We start from the raw sequence: 24,569 nt of genomic DNA, 5'->3' as shown, positions 1-24,569 counted from the left end.
GCATAGGATAGAACCAGAAGGAAACAAAGGGGCTATTTATTATGTTTAAAGTGAGGTGGTTCACATGTTCCCATGGAGTTTATTCCCTTTCAATAAAAACATGAAAGATCAAATGAATCAAATGAACCCCAAAGATATGGATAACTATATTCAAGGTATGATGAAGAAGATGTTCCCTGGCGGGTGGGACAGCATGATGAATCCGAATGATATGATGAATGGGGCACAATCCTTTATGAATCCGATGGGCAACCAGGGGCAGCAAACACAACGCGAGGAAGCACCCAGGTCCAATTCAGCGATCCCTACCAATGTGTTCGAAACCTTTGAAGATATCTATATCCGTTTCCAAGTACCGAATGAGGAATGGATGAAGCACCTCAAGATTTTTCACACGTCAAATCAGGCAATCATAGAAAATATACCCGGCTGCGACGAAAGACAAGTGATCACCCTCCCTTGTCTGGTAAAGAAAAAAGGCGCTGTTGCTCAATACAAAGACGGAATCCTGGAACTGAAAATCCCTAAAAGCATTGACATGCAGTACACAGAAATAGACGTCTCAGAAAAATATTGAGACGTCTGTAAATTCAATGGATTTGTTTAAGGGCCAGTCGAATGATGGTCCCATGAGGATGGTTTCCAATGGCCATAATCTCACCGTCATAGTTTTGGACCAGCTTCGAAGCGATGGCCAAGCCCAGTCCATATCCACCTTTCTCGCGGCTTCTTGCTTTATCCACGCGATAAAAGCGGTCAAAGATTTTCGGAAGATCTTCCTCAGGAATACCGATCCCCTCATCCTTAACTTCTATGATAATGTCTTCCTGAGAGTCCATTAGCTTCACTTCAATAGTGGAATGCTCATCAGAGTATTTCACGGCATTATCCAACAGGATGATCATGATCTGCTCCAGGTGCCTCGGCATAATGGTTACCAACGCTTCGTGGTTTAAATCATCAAAACAAGAAAAAGTGTATTCCTGATGAAGGAACCTAAAATCCCTCATCACTTTATCCACTACTTTCTGTACATTTGCCCTGGCGTTTTCCAAATCGAATTTTTCCCTGTCCGCTCTGGAAAGCTCCAGCAATTCCCCTACAAGGCGTTTTACTCTCTCAAGTTCATCTAAGGATACTTGTAAAGACTCCTCCAGTATGGTCGGATCCTTTTTCCCCCAACGATTCAATAATGCAAGATGCCCTTCAAGTACCTGAATGGGGGTTCTCAATTCATGTGAAGCATCTTCCACAAATTGCTGCTGCTGTTGAAACGATTTTTCAATCTGACTCATCATTTTATTGAAAATTTGGGATAAGTCACTGATTTCATCATGGGCCTTTACAATCTCCACTCTTTCGTGAAATCCTTTTCTTTCGATGGATCTCATTGTTTCAGAAAGTTTATTCAATGGACGGACAAAGCTTTTCGCCATCGAATACCCAATAACAGCACTGATCAATAGAGCCAGGATGCCCGTGATGGTCATCATCCAAAAAAGATTCTTCATGATGTTTTCATACCGGTTCAATGGCTGTATGATTTCTACATAACCATTAAATCGGGTCGATTTGATGGGTGAACGCCCAATGAGCATTTTCTTGCCTTCTGATTCTATGAGTTCCACAGATTTATCATTCACAGGTTGAAATGGCACATAGAAGGCAGACTCATTTTCTCCCCTGATTTCCAATACCTGTTCCCCTTGACGATCCAATATCCGTATCGTCTGGTCTTTTTCGGCTATTTGTTTCATTAGGTCCCGGCTATCATATATGTCCTGAAGCTTTATATCGTTCCCTCTCTGTTTAAAGAAGACAGTAATTTCATCCAATACCCGGCCAAAGTTACTTTCTTCTTCATCAAGCATCCATTTATTAATGGCGTGATATTGAAAAAAACTGAACAAAAAAAAGGCAAGGAATATGGCTGACCCGGCTGCAAATGCCCACTTCACCTTAAGGGAAGAAGGCTTAAGTCGATTGATGAATGTATTCATGTCCTCATCACATATCCGGTCCCACGTACGGTCTGGATATAACTTTCTTCGCCTGGGGAATCTATTTTATTCCTTAAGTACCTTACGTATACGTCCACAACATTCGTTTCCACTTCCGTATCGTATCCCCAAACTTTATTGAGGAGGACTTCACGGGTCAGCACAATATTCTTGTTCTCTAAAAAAGCAAGTAGAAGGTCATACTCCCGTTTGGTCACGTCAATTTCATCTTCAAGCTTAAAAACTTGCCTGGACTCCTTGTATACGATGAGATCCCGAAAATGAAACGAGGTCTGTTGAGCGGCATCCTCTTTTACGGCGCGCCTGAACACAGCCCTTAGCCTTGCTAACAACTCTTCAATGGCAAAGGGTTTGACGATATAATCATCCGCCCCGCTGTCAAGCCCCGATACCCGGTCCATCACGCTATCCCTTGCCGTAATCATCAGGATGGGGATGGCTTTGACCTGCCTGACTCTTCTGCACACTTCCAATCCATTTAAGCCGGGAAGCATCAGATCCAGGAGGATGATGTCCCATTCTTCGTTAAGGGCTTGATCCAGGCCATCTCTCCCATCATAGGCCAGGCCGACTTCGTACCCTTCGTATTTCAATTCCAATTCGATGAATCGGGAGAGATTCTTTTCATCTTCAATGACCAAGATTCTTTTCACACAATCACCTGCTCTAAATCTTTAATACCCTTTATTTTAATTTACTTTTGTTGAAAATAAAATCGTTTAAGGCATGGAATATTTCAATGCCTTGATACGTCATTAATGTTAACGCTGTAAAGCTGAAAAATAAAATAGGAATAATTCGAATCCACATGGTTCTAACCTCCCTTTTATCACTACTTTCATTCTGCTCCTCCATCATTAAAATAAAATGAGAAAAAGGTGAGTTTTCATTAAGAGATGAATCAATTTACATAATCATATTATAATCATCTGCATTATTCGGTTTGTTGATCCTGATCATGTTTCATTCTCTTCATAATGTGGTAGATATATCCATAAACATAGTTGAGAAGCAAAAGGGGGAAATTGTATGACTTGGATCGTGGTGATTGTTTCTTTCTTTATCCTCATCATCCTGGCGGAGGAATTGGTTTACCACTTTTTAAGGACCAGGGTCATGGAGAACCAGCCTAAGAGAAAAAGAAATGCAGGAAAATTGAAAGAATGGTTCTATAAAATCAAACTAAAACCCCATAACGGGCAACAAAACCACTGACAGGTGAAGAACATCTTCCCTGTCTTTTTTTTATATCTAAAAGAATGACTTTTGTCGTGATTCCAACAAAGACTATGATTTTCTTTCTCTGTTAATCTTTATGTGTTAAAACTTTCAAAATTCAGTTGATTGGAGCGGAAGGTGCTCGACTCCGACGGGAATAGCGGGAAAGTTGAGACCCCACAGGGCAGCGCTGCACTGGCCCCATAATGTTGGACACTTAAATTTCTAAGCAGCTAATTCAGTACTTACTCGATAAGCTACCGGACTTTTTCGTTTTAACCTTGATTTGATTCTCAGGTGATTGTAGTAATACATGTATTCTTTCAGTTCTTCTTTAAAGTGCTCGATACTATCAAATTCCTTTAAGTAAAGGAACTCAGACTTCATTATCCCAAAAAAGTTCTCCATGACCGAGTTGTCGTAACAGTTTCCTTTACGAGACATACTTTGGGTGATGTTATGTTTTTTCAGTGTCCTTCGGTACTGAGCCATTTGATAATGCCACCCTTGATCTGAATGGATTAAGAGCTCATCGCCTTCATTTACATGTTTTAATCCTTTTTCTAACATCTTCTCGACCAAGTCAAATGTCGGCCTTGATTGGAGCGTATAGGTAATGATCTCTCCGTTAAATAGGTCTAGAATGGGGGACAGATAGAGCTTTTGACCGAACAGTTTGAACTCCGTTACGTCTGTCACCCATTTTTGATTAGGTTTATCGGCTCTAAAATTACGATTTAGGATGTTGGGAGCTACTTTTCCAACTTTCCCTTTGTAGGATTTATATTTTTTCATTCGCACAATGCATTTAAGGCCCAATTCTCTCATGATTCGAAGGACTTTCTTTTTATTTATATCGTGTCCTTTTGCTTGAAGAACGTCCGTAATGCGACGGTACCCAAGGCGTCCTAAGTGTTTATGGTAGATGAAATTGATCCTTCTTTTCCATTTGCGATCAGGATCTGGTTGGTCTAATTTTTTTGTGATGTGATAGTAAGTACTTTTAGGCAGCTTAGCTACTTTTATCATTTTAGTCACCGGGAATTCGTTCCTTAGTTCAAATACTACTTTCGCTTTGATTTCGTTGGTGATGGTTCTTCCTGAACTAAGGCTTTTAGCTTTTTTAAATACGCATTTTCCATACGAAGGTATTCCAGTTCTTTTTTCATATCTTCCATCGTTTGGTTAGAAGAGTTATCTTTGATCTTCTTATCTTTATGATTAGATGTCATTGTAGAAGGCCTCATTTCTAATGATCCGAAGGCATCTTCTCCAGCTCTTTCCCACTTTTTGACCCACCTACGAACCATACAGGGGTCTGGGATATGAAAAATGGCTGATGCCTCTCGAATGGAGCAATTCTTCTCCGTAATAAATTGAATTACCCTCAGTTTAAAGGCGGAAGGATAGTTTGTATAGGGAAAGGTAAAGGCTTGGTCCCCGTGGTGACGAACTAACATCACCCAATAGCGCAGAACAGATTGATCAACCCCCACTTGATTGGCAAGATCTCGATAACTAACGAGTTCATTAAGATAACGTTTAGCAGCTTTCAATTTAGATTCTTGAGTAAACTTGGCCATACGTGCTGGCACCTCCTATTGTTGGTTGGGGTGTCCAACAATAGGGGTGCAACTCAAGCGCCCGAGGAGGCTCAACTCACGCCCCGCGGAAAGCGAGCACCTGCAGCGGAAATCAACCACTACTTGCTTTGGGTATAATCAAGATTTTTTGCTAAAAGAGTATAATGAAATAAAAAAAGAAGACAAAAGCTTCAGCAAGGCTTTTGTCTTCAAAGGAAAGAAATTAGAATGGGTCTTACATAATAAAGATTTAAACAGATTAGAAAGCTACCCCACTTTCAATCTGTTTAGGGAGTGATAAATCCTTATTCATAAGCAAGATTCATTGTAACGCCCGAAAAAGTGAACTCAATTAAAACAAGATTAAAATTTGATGAGAAAATGCATTTGTTTATTAACAGTCTATTTAAAGAGCAAACAAACGGACATACTTTTATGATATGATGAAGAAGAATTCAGAATGTTACAATACATTCTCATGCTCGAAAGGATGAAAAAATGAAAATTGATTTAAATTGTGATTTAGGGGAAAGTTTTGGTGCATATACGATAGGAAAAGATGAAGAAATGATGAACTATGTCACATCCGTCAATATCGCTTGCGGTTTTCATGCGGGAGATCCCCTTGTGATGAAACAAACTGTTTCAAACGCAATGAAACATGGAGTGAAAATGGGAGCGCATCCCGGGCTGCCGGACATCCAGGGATTTGGAAGAAGAATGATGCAGATCTCCCCCGAGGAGACCTATGCCCTCATTCAATACCAGATAGGGGCTTTATACGCTTTTATCAAAGCCCAAGGCGGGAAACTATCACATGTTAAGCCACATGGGGCACTGTACAATATGGCTGCAAAGGATTCCAAACTGGCTCAAGCGATTGCTGAAGCCGTTTACGACCTTGACCCCGCCCTCACTCTATTCGGCCTGTCACAAAGTGAACTTACAAGGGCTGGTGAAAAAGCAGGATTGCGCGTAGCTCATGAAGTATTTGCCGATCGCGCCTATCAATCCGATGGTACATTAACTCCTCGCTCTCTTCCTCATGCTGTCCTTCATGACGGGGACGAAGTGGAAAGACAGGTGCTTCGAATGGTAGAAAAACAGGAAGTGGTATCTATTGATGGGAAGACCGTATCCATCCAGGCAGACACGATTTGTCTCCATGGAGATAATGAAGCGGCACTATCCCTGGCCAAGCGTCTATCAGAAAAGTTACGTTAGGGAAGTATTGTTGAAAGAATAAGCTATAAGGGAGATGGGGCTGAACCGTGAATAAAACATTTCTATTAAACGGGTTAAGGTGGATGTTCATCTTCCTTATCGCTTTTGTCATTGTGGTATACGTATACAAGCGGAGCATTTTGCACAACAGTATTCAATCCTCCATTCGCACGTTGGCACCGGGTTCGACCGTTGTGGGGATCATTCAGACCCATACCACAAAGAGCCATGACAAAATCTATCGGGCACTCTATAAAACAGAAGAGGGAACGTGTTTCAGGGCATCATTCGAACGAACAACGTATACACTCATTGAAAATCAGGAATCACCTTGTCAGTAAAGGAGCATCATGATGAAAAGAGCGATCCATATCTTCCCTTCATTTCATTCAGTTGAAAAAATCCAGGAGATCAGACATATGTATGACCCTCTGTCGGATAAAATACCTCCCCATATTACCCTCGTTTTCCCTTTTGAATCTTCCATCCCCTCAGTTGATATCCTGGTTCATATTAAGTCGGTAGCGGAGCATATTTCTCCATTCCCCATGACCTTAAAGGATGTGACAGGTTCCGGCGGAGAATTTTTATTCTTGAATGTTAAGGAAGGCAACGACTTCCTTATACAATTACATGATCAGTTGTATGAAGGAATTCTTGCGCCTTATCGAAACCCCCATTTTACATACTCTGCACACATCACACTTGGACGGCCTGGAAACAGCGAAGAATATAGCAGTGCCCTTGAAAAGTGTAAGGATTGGAGGGAATCCTATCATACGGTTGTAAAGGAAATTACGTTAGAAGAAATAGGTGAAGGCGAGGTGTCCAACGTCATCGGCCGTGTCCCCCTTAAGGATAACAGGTTTTAAATTAGACGCTTTGTGGAATGTAAACGAATAGGTCTAATAAGGGAAGGGATTAATTATGATCAAAACATTAACCATTGATACAAAGAAGCGTGATGAAATGATCGACATTACTCGTTACGTACAAGATATCATTAATCGGTCGGGGATGACAGAAGGTCTTGTGGTGGTGCAGTCTTTACACACAACAGCGGGTATCACGGTAAACGAGAATGCCGATCCCGATGTGAAAACCGACTTCATTCGCCGATTAGACGAACTTTACCCATGGCACCACTCGTCTGATCTGCATGGAGAAGGAAATACAGCTGCTCATTTGAAAACCAGTACCGTCGGACATTGTCAGACGGTCATCGTGTCAGATGGTGAACTACTATTGGGGACATGGCAAGGTATATACCTATGTGAATTTGATGGTCCCCGTTCAGGAAGAAAAGTTTCCGTTAAAACGATTCAAAGTGAGTAAGATGATTGGTAAATAGACCCGGGCACTCGTCCAGGGTCTTTTTTAATGGTTTGATTCTTTTCCTCATCACATTCTCCAACACAATTTCGCTTATTCTATGAATCGTTCCCTGATCTCCTTTGAAGGAATCATGCATGATTCCTGTTTCCCGAACCATTTATATCTATTCCTTGCAATAATCCTGTATATGATGTCTCTTAAAGGCTTCGGAATGAAGAGAAACAGAGCAAAAATCTTCCAAGGCCACTTGAGTTTAGAAGATACTTTCAAGGCAGCTGTTGATTCAACCGAAGCCTGATCCCCATCAACCAATACGAAGCTGTCTGTCGTTTTAGGTATGTTGTGCTTCTCTAACAACTTCTGTCCCGTCTCACTTTGTAGGGAGGCAAAGCGAAATTCCCCTTTTGCATCACGCTTAATGATAAACTGGACACTTTTATTGCAAAAATTGCATATGCCGTCGAACAAAATGATACGCAAGTAAATCACCCTTCGTCTTAATCAAATTTCCATTCCCTTATACTATCATACACTCAAACTAAAGGCGCGAACAGGTTGCGCCTCCTTAAAGAGAAGTATAATTTTACTAGATTCTGTGGTATACTATATTACCATTAATAGAGATTATTGAGAAATAAAATAAATAAACATGCAGTATAAGGAGTTGGCTGAAGAAAATGAGAGACGAATTATTATATCTGGGTAAACAAATTGTTTCCCATAAATCCGAAATCGCTCAGGGTGTCATTCGCTACCAGGAACAGAAATTTTCTGATCAGCTTACGTTATCGGGACTGAAGATGGAACAAGTCACCGAATGGCGCATGCAATTAATTGAAATGCTCGGACAATCTTTGTACGAAGACAAAGTAGAATCATCCCGTAAAGTAAAGGAATGGACTGGGAAAGTCGGGGAAGTGGCTATTGAAAATGGAATGGCTCTCAATGAATCCCTAAAAACCCTATCAGGGTTCCGTACTGCCATTTGGGATATATTCATGGAACAGTTGAATGATGAGCAAATCTCAGCCTCCCTTATGCTTCAAGTCAATAAAGAAATCAATCCCATTCTTGATGAAATTGCGTACCAGCTATACGAAGTATTCCGCACCCAAGAAAAGGATCAGATTGCCCTCATCCACACTGCCATGGATGAACTATCTGCCCCGGTTGTACCCATTGCCGAGAAGATTGCGATCCTGCCCCTTATCGGGGAAATTGATACCCACAGAGCAAGTGCCATCATGGAAACGGCGTTGAAAAAAAGCTCTGATCTGCAATTAGACTATCTATTTATAGATATTTCCGGTGTTGCCATCATGGACACGATGGTATCCCATAATATTTATCAGATCATCAATGCTCTTAAAATGATGGGTGTTCAATCCGTCTTAACCGGTATCCGGCCTGAAGTGGCTCATACATTGGGGAACCTCGGTATTACCTTTGAGAATCTGAAAACAAGCTCAAGCCTGAAAAAAGCCCTGGAAGATATCGGCTTCACTCAATACGAAGCGGTTCTCTCTGTCTAAAAAAACCGGAAATCCTGCCAGCAGGGTTTCCGGTTTTCTATTTAAAAGCTATCGACAGTCTTTTCTTATCTGGTGATGTACTATAAGTTGAATACTTTGAACTGCCATGTAGATAGGGATGGACCAATACATCTTATATCCCTTGTCGAAGTGGAAGATTCCGATTTTTACTGTAAACCACTCCATTAAGAGGGAGAAAGCGGTCCAGATCAATATGTACGCCAGGTTCATGATTCCGTTGATTCTCAATTTACGATAGATATAAATAAAAAAATAACTATAGGGCCCATACATAATATAACTGATAAAATCAATTCCCTGATAGGCGGAACTATCGTTCACATCATAAAAGTCCCATGGCGGGATGCTGATGGTATGATCATAGAACATACCCACCGAAATTCCATAAACGAAATAACTCATCCCTTCAAGGAAGGAGAAGATCTTCGGAGTAACCCATAGCAGCAATAGAAGACCGATCAGACTAATGATGATGAACCATTCATTTAAATCAAAGGATCTCTCATAAATCCTGTCCACGCCTTCCTTCCTCCTTCTTCTGAAAATAGTATAGTCCTTTCCCCAACCAAATACAGAATACTAAATACACCCCATTGACGATGACTGTATTAAAAAGACTCCAATCCGGATAGGAAAGAGAATGAAAATACACGTGCAGCATGTCCAATATACTGATAAAAAACAAAAGACTTAGATAACAAAGCATTTTGTCGCTTCTCTTCTTATAATTCATGTATCCATTCACCAAGATTACACCTACCAAAGGTAAAATACATTCCCGGTTTATGAGAAGACTGATAAATTGGGTGACATCCTCGGATGCCTTCATCCATTCCAGGTTTTTCGTCATAATGGTAATATAATTTGTGGAAATAATGGATAACACCATAAATTGAATGGAGTTAGCAGTAAATGACAGTTTCTTCTTCATAAAGAGAGCAATGTATATCAACATGATCAACACGGTAATAAAGAATGGGAGCGACATAAGGATCACCTATACTTTTTTCTTCATTCTTCCCTTAAACCCTTCATCACATAACACTTAGTAAATACTTAGATGTTTGAATTATTTGACTTGGGGAAAATAAGGAAGAAGAAGCAAGGAGGTAGATGGATGAGACATGAAACGATAAACCCTAAATATGGTACAGACGAAATCAAGGAAATTTTCGTAGATGGATTGCAACGTGACCTGTCAACCGAAGAGGAAACCCTTCTATCCGGTTGGACCCGCACATTCGATAAGACTGAGAGAGCAACCATCATCAATATGATGAAGGAATTACTTAATAAACATAAAAGACACGATTAAACAGCGGGCATAATCAGTGTGAAGCATGAAAAAGGCAGACCCTTTACTTTAGGGCCTGCCTTTTTCATGCTTTTTCATTCTCTATATGGAACTCCACTTATAGATCACTTGTTAATTCTAATAGTTTATCGATGTCTACGCGATAGATGGGGCGATTGATATCTTCTTGTCCAAGTTCTACGGTATCTTCTAGTACTTCGTCTATATTCATACTTATAAATACCTCCCAAAGTTGTTAATATCAGAATGTGCTGAAAGATGATCCATCATCTTCACTATAATATACGAATCCATTCCTTCATTCTTGGGGGTACTTTTCAAAGATTTTATCTTGGTAATTGTGTATAATAATCAGAAAGTTGAGTAAAGTCATCATGTATGTTATCGTTAGACAACCATAGATTCTACTTAAATAGTAATAGATGGGTAGAATGGCTCTCTCCTTAAAGGAGGCATACTGATGAAACGATTTTCCATGCTTCACGTACCTAAGGATTTCAGGCATAGAGGGCGACCAGCTGTTACGGTTCATGTCTTACCTGTTCATAAAGAATACTTTGCAATAGGTAAATCATTAAAAGGAAACGGTAAAGCTGCAAACAACAATGAAAAACTAGCCGCATATTATGCGTATCTAGATACATTAGAATAAACGCTTATCTCTATAGAAAAGCTGATCAGAACCTCATCTGATCAGCTTTTTTGCGATATTGGCTTTGGTCTATAACGGTATGTATTGACACACTTCAAATCCATTGCCATCCAAGTCATGAAATTCAAAATAGGTCACATCTTCATCCACTTCAATTTCCCCTGCCTTCACATTCTTCTCCAAAAGCTTCAACCTCGTTTCTTCCAGCGCATCGGAAAACAAGATGGGCTTGACCGATGAGGGACGGACCTCTCCTTCCTGAATCGTCAGAGTCGATTCCCCTACCCCTATTTTAAATACCAAATATTTTCCTGAATCAAAGAGCTGTTCCAACTCCAATACCTCTTCATACCAATGTTGAGCTTTCTTTAAATTCTTAACTTGAATATGTACCGTGTCTATTTTCGAAAACAATGCAAATTCCTCCTTCACTCCATTTAATCTTTTAATAAAGACAAATGACCGACAATTTCCTTAGCTGCATCTTTTTCCATCGGGGGTAGTGCGGTCACAGTCAAGGAACCTTCTTTGATTTCAGTTAACCCGCTGTCATGTATGCTGAAATACCCCTTCTTCTCTAATTTCTCCAGCTCTGCCGTTTTCCCCTTTAATACCACTTTCTTCATGCCCGTCTGCACCCACTCTATAAATTCCTCCTGCCTGTCTTGGAAAGGAGAATCCTTTGACATCATCGTCAAAGTACTCAATGTGGCGGCATGTGCCACTTGTGCAGCGGTCTTCCCTTTCGACATCGATAAATCTCTGTTAACGATAAAATATTGAACAAGGTTCTTTTTCGTCATTTGCATGATCATTCCTATCATAAAAGAATTCAATACTATGGTATTATCCTACCACACTTACTTCCTTCTTAGTTTTACTTGATTTTTTTCAATCGGGACTATTCTGACCTTCTCCCCGATGTTGTAATCAAGGTATTCATCGCAGTCCACTGAATACGTATGACCATCATCAAATTTCATGGCACATGTGGTAACACGTTGAGAAGGATCCAGTTTTTCCCCCGACTTGATTCCTAACGGATCGTGTCCATCCTTTAAGGGAAAGTACTTCTCTTCGATTACTACCCAGTCATCCTTTGTACCAACCACTATTTTCAAAAACAGTAAACATACCAGCATTATAACCAATAAACTAAGAATGGTCGCTTTCCACCATAAGACTTTCATACGATTCCCCTTTCCCCCGATTAAAATCAACAGAAGATTATATGTATGGGATGGGCTGATCATTCGCATGCATTCATTAAGAGTGATCATTTTCAATTCTTGCATTTTGCTGTAAAGGGTATTATAATCAAACTAACGACCGTTAGTTAGTTTCAGGGAGAGGGATCATCGTGAATGATAATAAGCAGCTGATAAAAAATGTGGCTCTGGAGCTATTTGGACAAAAGGGCTATGAAGATACACCTTTGGCAGAAATCGCAAAGGAGGTTGGAATTAAAAAACCTTCTATATATAATCATTTCCGCAGTAAAGAGGATCTCTTTATCGAGGTATTAGAGGACTTGATCGTATCAGAGGTGGCCGCGTACAGAAAAACGGAGGTCACCATGAATCATCAAGAACCACTCAAGAATGTGAGGGTGCTTTTTGATTTGTTCTGTCAACGTTTAATGACAACGAAAGAAGCTTTATTGTGGAAAAGGGTGACATTCTTTCCTCCTGTACAGTTTAAGGATTTAATACAAGAACATTTTATTCATTTAGAAAAGGTTGCCACCTCCATCTTAATTTCGGTCTATAAGGAAGGCATTAACCAGAAAATGTTTCAAGAGGTCACTGAAGATGAATTTGTAGCGTCTTTCTTATGTCTGGTTGACGGTGTCTTTCTCGAGCATCACTATTACACAGAAGAAATATTTCAACAACGAATCGAATCGGCTTGGAAAGTTTATGCACTTGGATTATCAAGCCGTAAAGGAGAGTAGCAACATGGGCTGGCTATATGTGATTATCGGGGGAATCCTGGAAATTGGCTGGGCAACGGGGTTATCCCTTTCAAAAGGGTTTACAAAACCGGTACCCAGCATCATTACGGCATTCCTCATTTTAGTGAGTTTTTACTTTTTTTCTCAGTCAATGAGACTCCTCCCAATCGGGACAGCATATGCCGTTTTCACTGGTATTGGCGCAGCCGGCACAGCTGTGGTTGGTATGTTGTTCTTGAATGATGGGATAAGCATATTGAAGATTGCATTCATCTCTTTACTCATTTTTGGAGTCATTGGACTAAAGATGAGTGATAAGGAAGAAACAGATACTGGGGGTGGCTATTGATGGCCTGGGTGTTTCTCATCTTTGCAGGATTCTCTGAAGTGATCATGGTGACGTTCATGAAGCTTTCAGAAGGATATAAAAGATTCGTCCCCTCCTTGATCAGTTTCACAGCGGGAGCCATGAGTTTTTACCTGCTGTCTCTATCCCTGTTGGACATTCCCGTAAGCACAGGCTATGGGATCTGGACCGGCATCGGCTCTGCAGGTGCTGTGCTTATGGGGATGATGTTTTTCAATGAAACCAGGGATATGAAAAGGCTGTTTTTTATCTGCTGTATTGTTGGAAGCATCATCGGCTTAAAGATGGTCTCTTGATCATAATACATGGTCCAGTACTTTATATGTACTGGACCATTAGTTTATAATCCCGTGCCCTATTATATCGACTTTTATTGACGGTACGATCGTGATCTCAGGGTAAGCTTCATCCCAATTTACTTTTTCCCAGATTTGGGGGTGGAACGCCATCAGCTCCCTGCCGATCCCGAATAAATCCGAGTTTGCCAGTTGAATCTTCTCAATCATCCCTTCTGCATCTTCTGTCAGTTTTTTTGAAATCTCTTCATTGAGTTTTTTTAATTTTTTCTTATCTGTTAATTTATCCTGGGGAAACTCGACGATTGATACTTCCATATCTACGTCTATTCCCACCTGGATGTTATCCGGGGCATCTGAAATGATTTTAAGCTTTGACTTCGATTCTGACACATTATACGTAATATAATTATCCACATTCAAAGGTTTATCCTTTTCTATTTTGGATACAAAACGGGCAATCTTTGCCTTTTGGTTGTTCATGATCAGGAATAATGAGGATTCCTTGAACGTTAAAGTACCAGATAATGAATGCTTATGGAAAATACCCGTACCGGATAATATGACCTCGCCATCCTTCAACTTTATGAGAGGCAGGGCAAAGTCCTTCCCTTCATCGAACATAAGGGTGCAGACCGTTTGTAGATTCTGTTTCGGAACACCCGTGGCGGACTCAGCACTCGTGAGTAATTCAATCATAAACTCTGATATCAGCACGTTCTTTTCACTCAATTTAGAAAGAATTTCTTCTCCGCTTCCCTCTACCACTGCAAGTTTTGAAGAAATCGAACTGTTTGGATCACGATAAAAAATATCCAAAAACTTATAAATATCCTTTTTGGCCAGTTCTTCCCCTAATAAAAAGATGCGGTTTTTCGACGGCTCAAATGCTCCGGAAATCTTTCTGTCCATTACCATCCGTGTTTCACGAATGGTCTTGCCTTCGCCTTGGACCATTGTATTGGTAGGGGTTCCATTCTTGAAATCCCGGATGATGGCAGTGGATCGAATGGTTTCATCATCCAGGAGATCGAAAGAAGATGAAAAAACAAGCCTTCCATTTTTAAGCAGCCGCTGATCCCAACAACCAGTTAAGAAAGGGAGAATAACAAGAAGTATGCTGATGATGAGCAATCGTTTTTTCATGCGCCTCCCCCTCTTTCTGCTTTCTTGAAAAGATATGAAATGCTTAATAATATAGCAGGGATCACCAAAATATAGAGATACGAAAGATTGATCACCATTTTATTATAGATTTCCATTTCTCCTTCTTTACCTGGAATTAATGCTATGACAAATGCCATCATTCCAATTAACACAGTATAAATGTACCGTTTCCGTTTAAACCACCTGAACGTATGTATACTCCCTTCTGTTGATAAAAAGAGATAGCTTGTCAGGGATGTAATGACATTGACGACCCATAATGACATAAAAACCAAATCAATCCTCTCAACAATCTGTAAATAAAGGGATTTCACAAAGTAAAGGACCGGTTGGGGAACGATGACGATTTCTTCTGGACTGAACGTAATAAGGCTGACGACGGTGAGAAAAGTATAGGTCAGAGTCACAAACAGGTTTGCAATCGATGCTGAATAGAGGACAGAACGTTCACCATTGTGTTGAAAATAAGGGAAAAGAAAAAGCAGCAATTCAAATCCTAACATTGAGAAGTATGCTTCTTTGGCTCCCTTCAAAATCTGTACACCACCTGATTGCCCGATTGGCAGTAAATATCTCCATTCTATGGGATAAGTGACCAGCACCACTACAGAAATCAGGAGAAGAAAAAAGATCAGACTCGATACCACTACATATACGTCGCTGATCGCAGCAACCTTTTCCTTCCCCAAGTAGATTGCAGTGAAAATCAATAGAAACATGACAATCCATTTTGGCGTAAGGGGAAGCACCCACGTCTTTATGATGGCGGTCGAGTACATCAATATCAAGGCCGTGACCAGAACCCCGTATAGTATAAAAGAAATGTTGACCATAGATCCCGCCAGTTTACCCAAAAGTTGACGGGAATACTGAAAAAGAGATTTCTTTGGAAATCTCCTCCCCAAAATCCAGAAGAGAACGATAAGGATCTGAACAATGAAGCCGGCAAGTAAAACAGATAACCATGCATCATTTTTCGAAACCGAAAACACACTGAATGGAAGCCCGAGAACCCCTACCCCGATCTGGGTTTGAATGATAAAGAAAATTAGCTGAATGGAAGTAAGGCTAGTCTGCATCTTCATTTTTTTTCCATCCCCGGGAATCCGACGTTTTCCATCTGTATACTGTTCGTAAATCCTTTGGCCGCTTTTTCATCAGCCATACAGGAAGCCGAATGAACGTATCTTTCAGTCCCTTAACATCAAGAGGGGCTACCGGGTACAAATAATGATGACCCATCGACTTCAGATTGGACATGTGGATTAAGAGCAGCATCAGTCCGATGACAATTCCTAGGACACCGAATAGAGCTGCAGCAACCATAAGCGGGAACCCCAATACCCTCACAGAAGTACTCAGCTCATTGGAAGGAATGACAAAAGAAGAAATGGCTGTGATCGCTACGACAATAACCATCGTATTGGAAACGAGATTGGCATCTACAACAGCTGTCCCAATGACGAGACCTCCTACAACCCCGATGGTTTGGGCAATCGGATTGGGAAGCCGTATCGCTGCTTCACGCAGCAATTCAAGTGTAAGCTGCATGATCGCCGCCTCAATCAAAGGCGGGAAGGGCACATATTCAAGTGAGCTTTTAATCGAAAAGATGATTTCCACAGGGATGATTTCATAATTATAGGAAATGACGGCGATATAAAAAGCCGGTAAACAAAGGGTGGCTATAAAGCTGATCAACCTGATGAAACGAATGAAGGACCCAATAAATGCGCGATTGTTATAATCCTCCGTCGTTTGAAAAAAGCTGAAAAAGTTCACGGGAAAAATGAGCACAGTCGGGCTCCCCTCCATCACCATGGCCACTCTCCCCTCCATCAGATTCCCCGCAACACGGTCCGGGCGTTCCGTATTCAAAAACTGTGGGAATGGGGAAAACGAATTATCTTCCAGAAATTCTTCAAAATACCCGGGCGATTGTATCGAATCGCTGTCAATATAGCTGATCCGGTCCTCTATGGTCTTCACTATTTCCATATCTGTCAGATCGGATAAATAAACAAGAGAATACTTCGTTCTAGTCGTCTCCCCTACACTCGAGTATTTAACGGTCAGCTTCGGGCTGGAAATTCTTTCACGGATCAGATGGATATTTTCCGAAATGTTTTCACTGAACCCCTGATGAGATCCCCTGATCACCTTTTCATTAATCGGCTCATTCCGGTTGGAAGGAATCTTTGGCATGCTTATAAAAGTAATCCATTCACTATCTTCCTGTAAGATGATACAGTGTCCATCGACCATCACACTCAGTGCCTCTTCTAACTGAAGAGTTTCTTTCACACTATTACTGCTTACTGAATCATGAATTGTTCCGACCTCTTTCTGTATGAGGGGCTGGATGATATATGTCTGTAAACTTCTATTATCAATGACAGAATCTAAAAAAAGGATGGCGATCCTTTTTTCATTAAAAGTTAAGTTCCTTATTTTCAAATCATCCGTGTGAAAAAGACCTTCTTGAAAAAAGGACACCTTCTCGTCCAAGGTGAGGGTTTCTATGATCACTTCTTCTTTTTCTGAAAGGAGCTGCTTCGGTATTCTTCTATTCTTTTTGTAAAAGGAACTCATATTTGCACCTTCAGTCAGAATCATTTTTTACTATGGTCCCCAAAGATGGTATCATTATGCATTTTCACTTGCAGTGTCAGGATGATTTCATGTGATTAAAATGCTCCTACTAAAAAATAATTTTCAATTAGCCCAGATATTAGTAGGGGTTCCCCTCCTATTTTTGATATACTTAATCAGATAAACTAGTCATAGCAGAGGTGAACAGGTTGACCAGGAAAAAAGTTTATTCGTGGAGCTTACAAATTCTTATCATTCTTACCATCATTTATGTTTCAACTAAGATTTCTTTTCTTTTTGAGCCCATCGTCGTATTTGCATCTACCTTATTTTTTCCCATCATCATTTCAGGTTTTCTTTACTTTTTACTGAATCCATTAGTCAATCTTCTGGTGAAAGCAAAGCTGCCGAGGACCATCGCGATCATCGTCCTTTATGGTGCAATCATCGGGGCATTGGTGTTGATCATAGGAAATATCGCACCTGTCATTACACGTCAGGTGACTGCGTTATTCAATGCCCTGCCTGAGTATGCAAAGCAAACGAGGAACTTCATTGAATATTTGTCAGAAACAGATCAGTTTAAATGGATGATGAATCAGGATTATGTGTCACTGAAGGATATAGAGAATCAGCTGGTGGATTTCGCCAATACACTGCCTGATAATATCACCACTGCCTTGAAGGGATTACTCAGTGTATTGACAAGCATCACCATTCTAATTGTTACCGTACCTTTCCTTCTGTTCTTCATGTTCAAGGACGGTCACAAATTCCCCAAGGCCATTTCGAAATTTTTGCCGCCTGCATACCGTGAGGAAGGAATCAACACATTAAAGGATACGAGTGAAACACTTGCCGCATACATACAGGGACAATTGACAGTCGCTTCATTCGTCGGGACGCTTACCTTTATCGGTTACTTGATCATCGGGTTGCCTTATGCACTCGTGATGGCACTGATCGGGGCCGTCACAAACATCATACCGTTTATCGGACCGTTCATCGGTGCAGCACCAGCCATCATCGTGGCGTTGTTTGATTCACCGACAAAGGCGATCCTTGTCGTAGTGGTGGTCACGATTGCTCAGCAAATTGAAGGGAATCTTCTTTCACCCCTTATACTGGGCAAACGATTGGATACCCACCCTGCCACGATCATCATCTTATTGCTCGTTGCGGGTAATTTAGCGGGAATACTCGGCATGATTTTAGCCGTACCCACCTACGCAGTATCAAAAACGATTGTATTGAATTTAGTGAAGTTTATTAAACTGAGAAGATCTTCCATACAGGAGTGAACACTGGAGACAACCGGGCCTTGGCCCGGTTGTTTTTTTTCAGGAGGATGTACCATTCTTACATCTTTTTGAACATAATCACATGAGGACCTATAGGATCAATTTCAAAGATACCACCTGACTGTATCAGTCCCAGTTTTGTATAGTAAGGAGCAGCTGAAGTCCTGGCATTACACCACCACAGATCGCAGCCTGCGTTAGAAAGGATACTTTCGCTGTACTCTATGAGCTCTTTACCGATACCTTTCGATCTGAAATCGGGAAGGGTCGCCATACCCCTTAAACGAAATGGCAGCCTGCCTTCCAATCCTTCCTGTGCTTCCTGATAGAAGGAGCCAATACAAATCAGTTTTTCTCCATCAAGCGCTCCGACGTGGAAGGTGGATTCATCCATGTCTCCTTCATACTTGCATTCCTCCATTGTTTGTGTCGGCCGTAAAATTTGTTGTCTAATCGAATATGTATCTGCAGCTGAAATCTTTCGAAACTGAATCATTGTTTCACTCCCCTTCTTTATTTACCTCCATGATTCATTTTATCATAGCATTCAATCTGGATTCTGAAACATATAAAAAAGCAATCTCCACACAGAAGATTGCTCCTTTCAAAGTCTTATTTCTTTTTAAATAGTTTATTGGATGCCCCTTTTACGGCTTTACTTGTTGTATCAACGGTTTTGCCGACCATTTTATTTCCGGTGTTGCTTACGTTTTTCACAAAGTCTGCCGAAGTATCAGACACTTTCCCTACCAATCCACCTTCACCGCTCACACTCTTGATAATACCGTTTGCTGTATCGGCTGTTTTGTTCAGGAGTTCACTTGCCTGCTTCGATGTCTTCTTTACCAAATCCCCGGTCATGTTGCGCTTTTCCTCATTCATGATGATTCTCCTCCCTGGAAAAAGACTCATCACTATCCCTATGATAATGGACACCAAATTATGCGATCTTCTTATACAATCACTCCGGATTTCCCAAATAGTTGGTCCCGATTTTGTACTCTGTAATCACTCCATCTATTTTCTCTACCCGGTAAGCCGATGCATGTGGTCTTGAACTCACCGCTCTCGACAGTCCTTCATCAATGAAATGCAAAGCTGCACCATCATCAGCTGCATAGCCCGGTTTCAATTCTCCTCTCTCAATAAAAGAATGATAGAGGGGACGACGGTTTTCTTCTCCGTCATAATGAGGGGAGTGACTGCCTGCTATCAAGCCCAATCCCTTGATGGTCTCTAGTCCATCTCCGTATGAATCGGTGGTTCCTTCTTCGAACCAGCAAATCGACCCTGCACTTAATCCAGTTAAAATCGTTCCTGACTCCCACGCCTTCCTAAGTATCACGTCAATTCCCCACTCCTTCCATAAGGCAAGCATATTCTTCGTATTTCCCCCTCCAACATAAATAATATCTTTTTCAAGCAGGAAACCTTCTAAGTCCCTGGTGGAGGGCTTGAATAAAGATAGATGTGAAGGTTCACTTGACAGGGATGTAAAAGATTTATAAAAGCGTTCAATATACCCTTCTGCATCTCCGCTTGCTGTAGGAAGGAAACACACCTTAGGTCTGGATACCTTCGACTGATTTATGATGTATTGATCCAATAACAGGTTACCAGGTTCCATTGAGAAACCTCCGCCACCCATTGCAATGATTTGTTTCATGAACAATCCCCACTCTCGATTTGGTATCTCTATTTTACCAAATGAATGATGCTTTCGGAGACCCGAATGGAAATATTTACATCCCATACACATTCACCCCCCTATCAAGATGACAGGGGGGTGAGTACCTAATTATTTAATGCCTATCTGTTTCCTTTTTATTCTTCACCCTGATCTCTTTCTGAAATGAAATGAGCAAGCCATATGTCATGACTAGCAGGATGATCCCGAGGGGCAGCGCGGTAATGATGGTGGCTGCCTGAAGCCCACTGATGCCTCCGGTACCCATTATAATGGCAGCGATAGCCGCCAAGATGATCCCCCAGCTGAATTTCACAAAGAATGGAGGATTCAGACTGCCATTGGATGTTTGCATGCCCAATACGAAAGTGGCAGAATCGGCAGAAGTAACAAAGAATGTAATGATCAGGAATAGGGAAATGATCGATAAAACCCCACTCAAAGGCATCTGATCGAATACATAAAATAATGCCGTTTCCAAACTTTGTCCGGCTACATCCACTCCCTGGACAAGGTCATAGTACAATCCCGTTCCCCCGAATACCCCAAACCATAGCGAGCAAACAATGGTAGGAACAATGATGACGGCAATAATGAATTCACGGACAGTCCTGCCTTTTGACACCCTGGCAATGAATGTTCCCACAAAAGGTGTCCATGATATCCACCATGCCCAATAAAAAATCGTCCAGTCCTTCACCCACTGGTTATTTTCTACATTAAATGGTGAAAAACGCAACCCCATACTCGGCAGGTTCTGAACATAGCTTCCAAACGTTGTCAAAAATAATTCCAGAACAAATTGTGAAGGTCCTACGATAAGGAATAAAATGAATAACAAGACCGCAAGAACCATATTGGCATTACTCAAATATTTTATTCCTTTGGATAAGCCTGTAGAAGCAGATGTAATGTAAAGGACCGTAGCAATCCCCATGATGATCAGCTGAATGCTGAAATTAATCGGAACATCCATGAGATAGTGGAGTCCACTATTGATTTGTTGGGCTCCTATTCCAAGTGAAATGGCAACTCCGAAAATGGTGGCAAATACAGCGATAATATCCACGATGTAACCGATTGGACCTTTCGCTCTATCGCCGATGACCGGATAAAGCGTGGCGCTCATAAGTCCAGGCATTCCCTTCCTGAACTTATAATAGGCCAGTGCCAGTGCCACCACGGCATATATGGCCCAGGCATGGAATCCCCAATGAAGATATGTATACCGTAACCCGACCTTGGCTGATTCAATGGTCCCTCCTTTTCCAAAAGGAGGAGTGGCATAATGTGATACAGGTTCAGACACCCCGTAAAAAAGCTGGCCGATTCCCATTCCTGCACTGAACAACATGGCAAACCAGGTCAATGTAGAGTATTCAGGTCTATCCGTGTCTTTCCCCAAGCGAATCTTTCCATACTTACTCAGGGCAAAGAAGATGGCGATGATAAAAAAGAATGTGGCTGAAAATTGATAAAACCAGCCGAATTTATCAAGGAGAACCCCTTGAGTATTTGTCATGACATCGATCAGCATTTGAGGAAAAAGGACTCCCCATAAAACAAAGATCACTCCGATCGAAATTGCGATCCAAAACATTGGTGTAAAATTTTTCAACTTGCTTCCCCCTCAGATCCATTGTGTCTCATACTTATGTAAATAATAATAAAGGCATGAACTTAGTGTTACCCTCTTTTAAAAAGAGCTAAACTAGTAAGTAACTGGAAACGGAGTCTGAAGAGAATTGTAAAAAATGATATTTCGAGTATCTTTTTTTCAAAACCGGGCAAATTAATGTAGAAGGAGGTGATTACGATGACGAACAACAATAACAAAAAGCCGCAACAACAAAAAAATGAAGCAGAATTTGCTCAAGAGCAAAACGCTTCTGAAAGAGCTAAAAAAGCTGCTAAACAACAAAACCAACAAAATAAATAATCTAACATAGGATCAAAAATCCGATACTTAAAGGGAGATCAGTCACATGACTGGTCTCTTTCCTTATGTATCAATACTGAAATAGAGTAAACATAAAAAACCTCCCCAATATGGGAAGGTTTATCATTCGTTCTAAAAACGTTTGCTATCTTTTATGTGTCCCGCTTTTTTTGAACGGTTTATAGGCGACCAATACGGCAATGACAGCTGAAGCACCATTTATCATCGTCCCAATCACGGGAGACCCCTTATAACCGGTACCATCGTACATATAGGTGATGATCAGACCGGTTATGATACTCAATAAGAGACTTATCCCGAGGAATACCCCTATAAAAATAAAAAATTTCTTAGCATTTTTCCACAAAATCAAACACTCCAATGCAATATATCAATCCCTGATGTTGTACATGATTTGCTGAACAATGACCAGGGATAAATGGGTATTTCTTCTATTCTTTCATTTTTTCAGAGGAAGAGCCGGTTGTAACTTCAAGTCTCGATTTCCCCATGAGGAATACAAACACCAATGCAATCCCAAGGGGGATCAATGCATAGGCAAAAGTGGTTGTAATGGAATCCGACATGGCGTCCGTGATTTTAGTAAGAACAAAATCCGGGATCTTTTCACGCATTTCAGGTTCGAAAATACTTCTTGGATCACCTTGGAAGCCCCCTCCAGCTTCTTGCCCCTTGAAGGCATCTTCAAGATTAGAGGCAAAGAGTTTTGTTTGCAGCGTCCCATAGACCGTTATTCCGATGGTCATCCCCAGTGAACGGAAAAAGGCGTTTGTCGAGTTTGCAGACCCTCTATACCTCGGATCAAGTTTATGGATCGTGGCGTTAGGCAGTAACGAAAATGAAAAACCTACACCAAATCCACTTATGACCATATAGAGCGTCAACAACCATCTGCTCGTATCGGGCCCCATCGTCGCAAGTAATATCATGCCTGCGATAAAGGAAATGATGGAAACCCACATAATATTGCGATAACTTGTTTTCGTCATCCGGATGCCTGCAACGGCACTGCCAGCTACTGAGCCGAGCATCAATGGAGTCAAAATCAATCCGGCGTTTGTCGCAGATCCACCATACACTGCCTGAACAAAGATCGGAATCAGTATGGTCAAGATAATGAACGCAGCCCCATAAAGAAAAGCGAGGGCTTGTGCAGAAGCAAACAGTGGACTTTTAAACATCCAAAATGAAATAATCGGCTCGGAAGCTTTTCGTTCGATCCATAAGAAACCCATAAAGAAAAGGAAGAAGGATGCAAACAATCCAATGATTTGCCACGACTCCCAAGGGAATTCCTTTCCGCCGAATTCCAGTGCAAACATGAGACTGACAACCGCTATCACCAGGGTTATCGCTCCTCCCCAATCAATTCGTTGATCTGATCGTTGCGGGGATTCTTTATACGTCGTTGTAATAAAGAAGAGTGATAGGAGACCGATTGGTACATTGACGTAGAAGATCCAATGCCAACTTAAATGATCCGTTAAAAACGCCCCAATCAGCGGACCGAATACTGAGGCGGATCCGAATACTGCACCAAGGAGTCCTGTCATCTTCCCACGTTTTTCAGGTGGGAATAAATCAAACACAATGGTAAAGGCGATTGGCAGCAAAGCTCCACCGCCAATTCCTTGAATGGCCCGGAATATACTTAATTGGACGATATCCTGCGCAATCCCACACAGGGCGGAACCAATCAAAAATATGGAAAGACCGAATATGTAAAATCTCTTTCTGCCATACATGTCAGACAGCTTACCGAAAATCGGCATCCCCGCCATGACCGCTACCATGTAGGCGCTTGTGACCCATACAAACTTGTCCAGCCCACCCAGATCTGACACGATGGATCCCAATGCCGTTGCTACAATGGTGTTATCCATGGCTGACATAAGTATACCCAACAATAAGCCGGCAAGTGCCAGTTTCATATTACTTTCTTTTGCCACCAACACGATCATCCTCCATAAACAATGTAATACAGTCTATTTCATTATAGAACTTTCTACCTGATTGTCCACATCGACTTCTCTCTAGAGCAAAAAAGCAGGGCACGTCAGCTGACGTACCCTGCTTGAAATTATACGGTTGAATTACTTTTGAACGTTTGCCGCTTGTGGTCCACGAGCGCCTTCAACGATTTCAAATGTAACGTCTTGACCTTCTTCTAATGATTTGTATCCTTCACCTTGGATAGCGGAGAAGTGAACAAAAACATCGTCTTGACCTTCAACTTCGATGAAACCGAAACCTTTTTCAGCGTTAAACCATTTAACTTTACCTTGTAACATAAAACATGTACCTCCTAGTGCAGTTGCACGTAAAAATATTTATATTCCTGCTC

At 41.2% G+C, this 24,569-nt stretch carries 32 protein-coding genes; 14 read left to right on the top strand and 18 right to left on the bottom strand.

Translation table 11 applies throughout. From position 1 onward, the window contains the following. Positions 1-64 precede the first annotated feature (64 nt). Entirely contained in the window at positions 65-577 is a 513-nt protein-coding gene (locus N5C46_RS01960) for an Hsp20/alpha crystallin family protein (protein ID WP_261750699.1), read from the top strand. A gap of 13 nt (positions 578-590) precedes the next feature. On the opposite strand, the gene N5C46_RS01955 is transcribed toward N5C46_RS01960, so the two are convergent. Together N5C46_RS01955 and N5C46_RS01950 are read right to left on the bottom strand one after the other, a co-directional pair. Beyond that, complete coding sequence (locus tag N5C46_RS01955; RefSeq protein WP_261750698.1) at positions 591-2,000, bottom strand: HAMP domain-containing sensor histidine kinase; 1,410 nt, start codon at positions 1,998-2,000, stop codon at positions 591-593. Further along, positions 1,997-2,674 carry a response regulator transcription factor gene (locus N5C46_RS01950; RefSeq protein ID WP_261750697.1) on the bottom strand — a complete coding sequence of 226 codons (678 nt, stop codon included), beginning with the start codon at positions 2,672-2,674 and terminating at the stop codon, positions 1,997-1,999. The genes N5C46_RS01955 and N5C46_RS01950 overlap by 4 nt, the downstream gene beginning before the upstream one ends. A gap of 376 nt (positions 2,675-3,050) precedes the next feature. On the opposite strand from N5C46_RS01950, the gene N5C46_RS01945 reads away from it, so the two are divergent. Then, positions 3,051-3,236, top strand: coding sequence for a hypothetical protein (locus tag N5C46_RS01945; protein WP_261750696.1), 186 nt, complete (start codon positions 3,051-3,053; stop codon positions 3,234-3,236). A gap of 228 nt (positions 3,237-3,464) precedes the next feature. On the opposite strand, the gene N5C46_RS01940 is transcribed toward N5C46_RS01945, so the two are convergent. Further along, positions 3,465-4,822 (bottom strand): IS3 family transposase gene (locus N5C46_RS01940; RefSeq protein ID WP_261749909.1). Its coding sequence is split into 2 segments (ribosomal slippage): positions 3,465-4,351 and positions 4,351-4,822, totalling 1,359 coding nucleotides; the frame shifts between segments, so codons are not numbered across the junction. Between the two features lie 498 nt (positions 4,823-5,320). On the opposite strand from N5C46_RS01940, the gene N5C46_RS01935 reads away from it, so the two are divergent. From N5C46_RS01935 to N5C46_RS01920, 4 genes are read left to right on the top strand one after another with little or no spacing between them, the layout of a single operon-like run. After that, on the top strand, positions 5,321-6,046 hold the full coding sequence (locus N5C46_RS01935; RefSeq protein WP_261750695.1) for a LamB/YcsF family protein: 726 nt from the start codon (positions 5,321-5,323) through the stop codon (positions 6,044-6,046). Between the two features lie 47 nt (positions 6,047-6,093). Then, entirely contained in the window at positions 6,094-6,387 is a 294-nt protein-coding gene (locus N5C46_RS01930) for a hypothetical protein (RefSeq protein ID WP_261750694.1), read from the top strand. A gap of 12 nt (positions 6,388-6,399) precedes the next feature. Further along, complete coding sequence (locus tag N5C46_RS01925) at positions 6,400-6,918, top strand: 2'-5' RNA ligase family protein (protein ID WP_261750693.1); 519 nt, start codon at positions 6,400-6,402, stop codon at positions 6,916-6,918. 55 nt (positions 6,919-6,973) lie between these two features. Beyond that, complete coding sequence (locus N5C46_RS01920; RefSeq protein WP_261750692.1) at positions 6,974-7,381, top strand: secondary thiamine-phosphate synthase enzyme YjbQ; 408 nt, start codon at positions 6,974-6,976, stop codon at positions 7,379-7,381. 90 nt (positions 7,382-7,471) lie between these two features. On the opposite strand, the gene N5C46_RS01915 is transcribed toward N5C46_RS01920, so the two are convergent. Next, positions 7,472-7,861, bottom strand: coding sequence for a thiol-disulfide oxidoreductase DCC family protein (locus N5C46_RS01915; RefSeq protein WP_261750691.1), 390 nt, complete (start codon positions 7,859-7,861; stop codon positions 7,472-7,474). A gap of 197 nt (positions 7,862-8,058) precedes the next feature. Between N5C46_RS01915 and N5C46_RS01910 the strand changes: the two genes are divergently transcribed. Beyond that, positions 8,059-8,913: an STAS domain-containing protein gene (locus tag N5C46_RS01910; RefSeq protein ID WP_261750690.1), complete on the top strand. Its 855-nt coding sequence runs from the start codon at positions 8,059-8,061 to the stop codon at positions 8,911-8,913. Between the two features lie 48 nt (positions 8,914-8,961). Here N5C46_RS01910 and N5C46_RS01905 read toward each other — a convergent pair whose 3' ends face one another. Beyond that, entirely contained in the window at positions 8,962-9,453 is a 492-nt protein-coding gene (locus N5C46_RS01905; protein ID WP_261750689.1) for a hypothetical protein, read from the bottom strand. A 598-nt stretch (positions 9,454-10,051) separates the two neighbouring features. Here N5C46_RS01905 and N5C46_RS01900 point away from each other — a divergent pair. Together N5C46_RS01900 and N5C46_RS01895 are read left to right on the top strand one after the other, a co-directional pair. After that, a complete protein-coding gene (locus N5C46_RS01900) occupies positions 10,052-10,249 on the top strand; it encodes a hypothetical protein (protein ID WP_261750688.1) in 198 nt (65 codons plus the stop codon). A 460-nt stretch (positions 10,250-10,709) separates the two neighbouring features. Beyond that, positions 10,710-10,901, top strand: coding sequence for a hypothetical protein (locus N5C46_RS01895; RefSeq protein ID WP_061809919.1), 192 nt, complete (start codon positions 10,710-10,712; stop codon positions 10,899-10,901). A 69-nt stretch (positions 10,902-10,970) separates the two neighbouring features. Here N5C46_RS01895 and N5C46_RS01890 read toward each other — a convergent pair whose 3' ends face one another. The 3 genes from N5C46_RS01890 to N5C46_RS01880 are packed head-to-tail and all read right to left on the bottom strand — an operon-like array spanning position 10,971 to position 12,091. Further along, positions 10,971-11,315 (bottom strand): VOC family protein, encoded by a 345-nt coding sequence (locus tag N5C46_RS01890; protein WP_261750687.1) that lies wholly within the window; start codon positions 11,313-11,315, stop codon positions 10,971-10,973. Between the two features lie 23 nt (positions 11,316-11,338). After that, complete coding sequence (locus N5C46_RS01885) at positions 11,339-11,704, bottom strand: aminoacyl-tRNA hydrolase (RefSeq protein WP_261750686.1); 366 nt, start codon at positions 11,702-11,704, stop codon at positions 11,339-11,341. Between the two features lie 57 nt (positions 11,705-11,761). Further along, positions 11,762-12,091: a hypothetical protein gene (locus N5C46_RS01880; RefSeq protein WP_261750685.1), complete on the bottom strand. Its 330-nt coding sequence runs from the start codon at positions 12,089-12,091 to the stop codon at positions 11,762-11,764. 170 nt (positions 12,092-12,261) lie between these two features. Here N5C46_RS01880 and N5C46_RS01875 point away from each other — a divergent pair, with 170 nt between their 5' ends. From N5C46_RS01875 to N5C46_RS01865, 3 genes are read left to right on the top strand one after another with little or no spacing between them, the layout of a single operon-like run. Next, positions 12,262-12,855, top strand: a complete 594-nt coding sequence (locus N5C46_RS01875; protein ID WP_261750684.1) for a TetR/AcrR family transcriptional regulator — start codon at positions 12,262-12,264, stop codon at positions 12,853-12,855. 4 nt (positions 12,856-12,859) lie between these two features. Beyond that, positions 12,860-13,204: a DMT family transporter gene (locus N5C46_RS01870; RefSeq protein ID WP_261750683.1), complete on the top strand. Its 345-nt coding sequence runs from the start codon at positions 12,860-12,862 to the stop codon at positions 13,202-13,204. Further along, complete coding sequence (locus tag N5C46_RS01865; protein ID WP_034758815.1) at positions 13,204-13,518, top strand: DMT family transporter; 315 nt, start codon at positions 13,204-13,206, stop codon at positions 13,516-13,518. The genes N5C46_RS01870 and N5C46_RS01865 overlap by 1 nt, the downstream gene beginning before the upstream one ends. 39 nt (positions 13,519-13,557) lie before the next feature. Here N5C46_RS01865 and N5C46_RS01860 read toward each other — a convergent pair whose 3' ends face one another. Genes N5C46_RS01860 through N5C46_RS01850 form a run of 3 tightly spaced genes read right to left on the bottom strand, consistent with a single transcriptional unit; the run spans position 13,558 to position 17,277 of the window. Further along, a complete protein-coding gene (locus N5C46_RS01860; protein ID WP_261750682.1) occupies positions 13,558-14,664 on the bottom strand; it encodes a Ger(x)C family spore germination protein in 1,107 nt (368 codons plus the stop codon). Further along, positions 14,661-15,770 carry a GerAB/ArcD/ProY family transporter gene (locus N5C46_RS01855; RefSeq protein ID WP_261750681.1) on the bottom strand — a complete coding sequence of 370 codons (1,110 nt, stop codon included), beginning with the start codon at positions 15,768-15,770 and terminating at the stop codon, positions 14,661-14,663. The genes N5C46_RS01860 and N5C46_RS01855 overlap by 4 nt, the downstream gene beginning before the upstream one ends. After that, positions 15,754-17,277, bottom strand: coding sequence for a spore germination protein (locus N5C46_RS01850; protein ID WP_261750680.1), 1,524 nt, complete (start codon positions 17,275-17,277; stop codon positions 15,754-15,756). The genes N5C46_RS01855 and N5C46_RS01850 overlap by 17 nt, the downstream gene beginning before the upstream one ends. Before the next feature lie 209 nt (positions 17,278-17,486). Here N5C46_RS01850 and N5C46_RS01845 point away from each other — a divergent pair, with 209 nt between their 5' ends. Continuing rightward, on the top strand, positions 17,487-18,578 hold the full coding sequence (locus tag N5C46_RS01845; RefSeq protein WP_261750679.1) for an AI-2E family transporter: 1,092 nt from the start codon (positions 17,487-17,489) through the stop codon (positions 18,576-18,578). Positions 18,579-18,636: 58 nt separating this feature from the next. On the opposite strand, the gene N5C46_RS01840 is transcribed toward N5C46_RS01845, so the two are convergent. From N5C46_RS01840 to N5C46_RS01825, 4 genes are all read right to left on the bottom strand, one after another. Further along, the gene (locus N5C46_RS01840; RefSeq protein WP_261750678.1) at positions 18,637-19,074 is read right to left on the bottom strand and encodes a GNAT family N-acetyltransferase; all 438 of its coding nucleotides are present in this window, start codon (positions 19,072-19,074) and stop codon (positions 18,637-18,639) included. 116 nt (positions 19,075-19,190) lie between these two features. Next, on the bottom strand, positions 19,191-19,460 hold the full coding sequence (locus tag N5C46_RS01835; protein ID WP_061809930.1) for a hypothetical protein: 270 nt from the start codon (positions 19,458-19,460) through the stop codon (positions 19,191-19,193). Between the two features lie 79 nt (positions 19,461-19,539). Then, positions 19,540-20,244, bottom strand: coding sequence for a Type 1 glutamine amidotransferase-like domain-containing protein (locus N5C46_RS01830; protein WP_261750677.1), 705 nt, complete (start codon positions 20,242-20,244; stop codon positions 19,540-19,542). Between the two features lie 136 nt (positions 20,245-20,380). Next, complete coding sequence (locus N5C46_RS01825) at positions 20,381-21,883, bottom strand: glycine betaine uptake BCCT transporter (protein WP_272501219.1); 1,503 nt, start codon at positions 21,881-21,883, stop codon at positions 20,381-20,383. 198 nt (positions 21,884-22,081) lie between these two features. On the opposite strand from N5C46_RS01825, the gene N5C46_RS01820 reads away from it, so the two are divergent. Next, complete coding sequence (locus tag N5C46_RS01820; protein ID WP_261750676.1) at positions 22,082-22,204, top strand: hypothetical protein; 123 nt, start codon at positions 22,082-22,084, stop codon at positions 22,202-22,204. A gap of 145 nt (positions 22,205-22,349) precedes the next feature. On the opposite strand, the gene N5C46_RS01815 is transcribed toward N5C46_RS01820, so the two are convergent. The 3 genes from N5C46_RS01815 to cspD all read right to left on the bottom strand — a co-directional run bounded on the left by N5C46_RS01815 (position 22,350) and on the right by cspD (position 24,516). Continuing rightward, positions 22,350-22,508 carry a hypothetical protein gene (locus N5C46_RS01815; protein ID WP_261750674.1) on the bottom strand — a complete coding sequence of 53 codons (159 nt, stop codon included), beginning with the start codon at positions 22,506-22,508 and terminating at the stop codon, positions 22,350-22,352. 148 nt (positions 22,509-22,656) lie between these two features. Further along, the gene (locus N5C46_RS01810) at positions 22,657-24,177 is read right to left on the bottom strand and encodes an MDR family MFS transporter (RefSeq protein WP_272501236.1); all 1,521 of its coding nucleotides are present in this window, start codon (positions 24,175-24,177) and stop codon (positions 22,657-22,659) included. A gap of 141 nt (positions 24,178-24,318) precedes the next feature. Further along, a complete protein-coding gene (gene cspD, locus N5C46_RS01805; protein WP_032088076.1) occupies positions 24,319-24,516 on the bottom strand; it encodes a cold-shock protein CspD in 198 nt (65 codons plus the stop codon). Positions 24,517-24,569: the final 53 nt, after the last annotated feature.

The sequence above is a fragment of the Rossellomorea vietnamensis genome (assembly GCF_025398035.1).
GTDB lineage: Bacteria > Bacillota > Bacilli > Bacillales > Bacillaceae_B > Rossellomorea > Rossellomorea vietnamensis_B.
The sequence above is the reverse complement of the archived record's forward strand: the minus strand, read 5'-3'. Positions and strand labels throughout refer to the sequence as shown.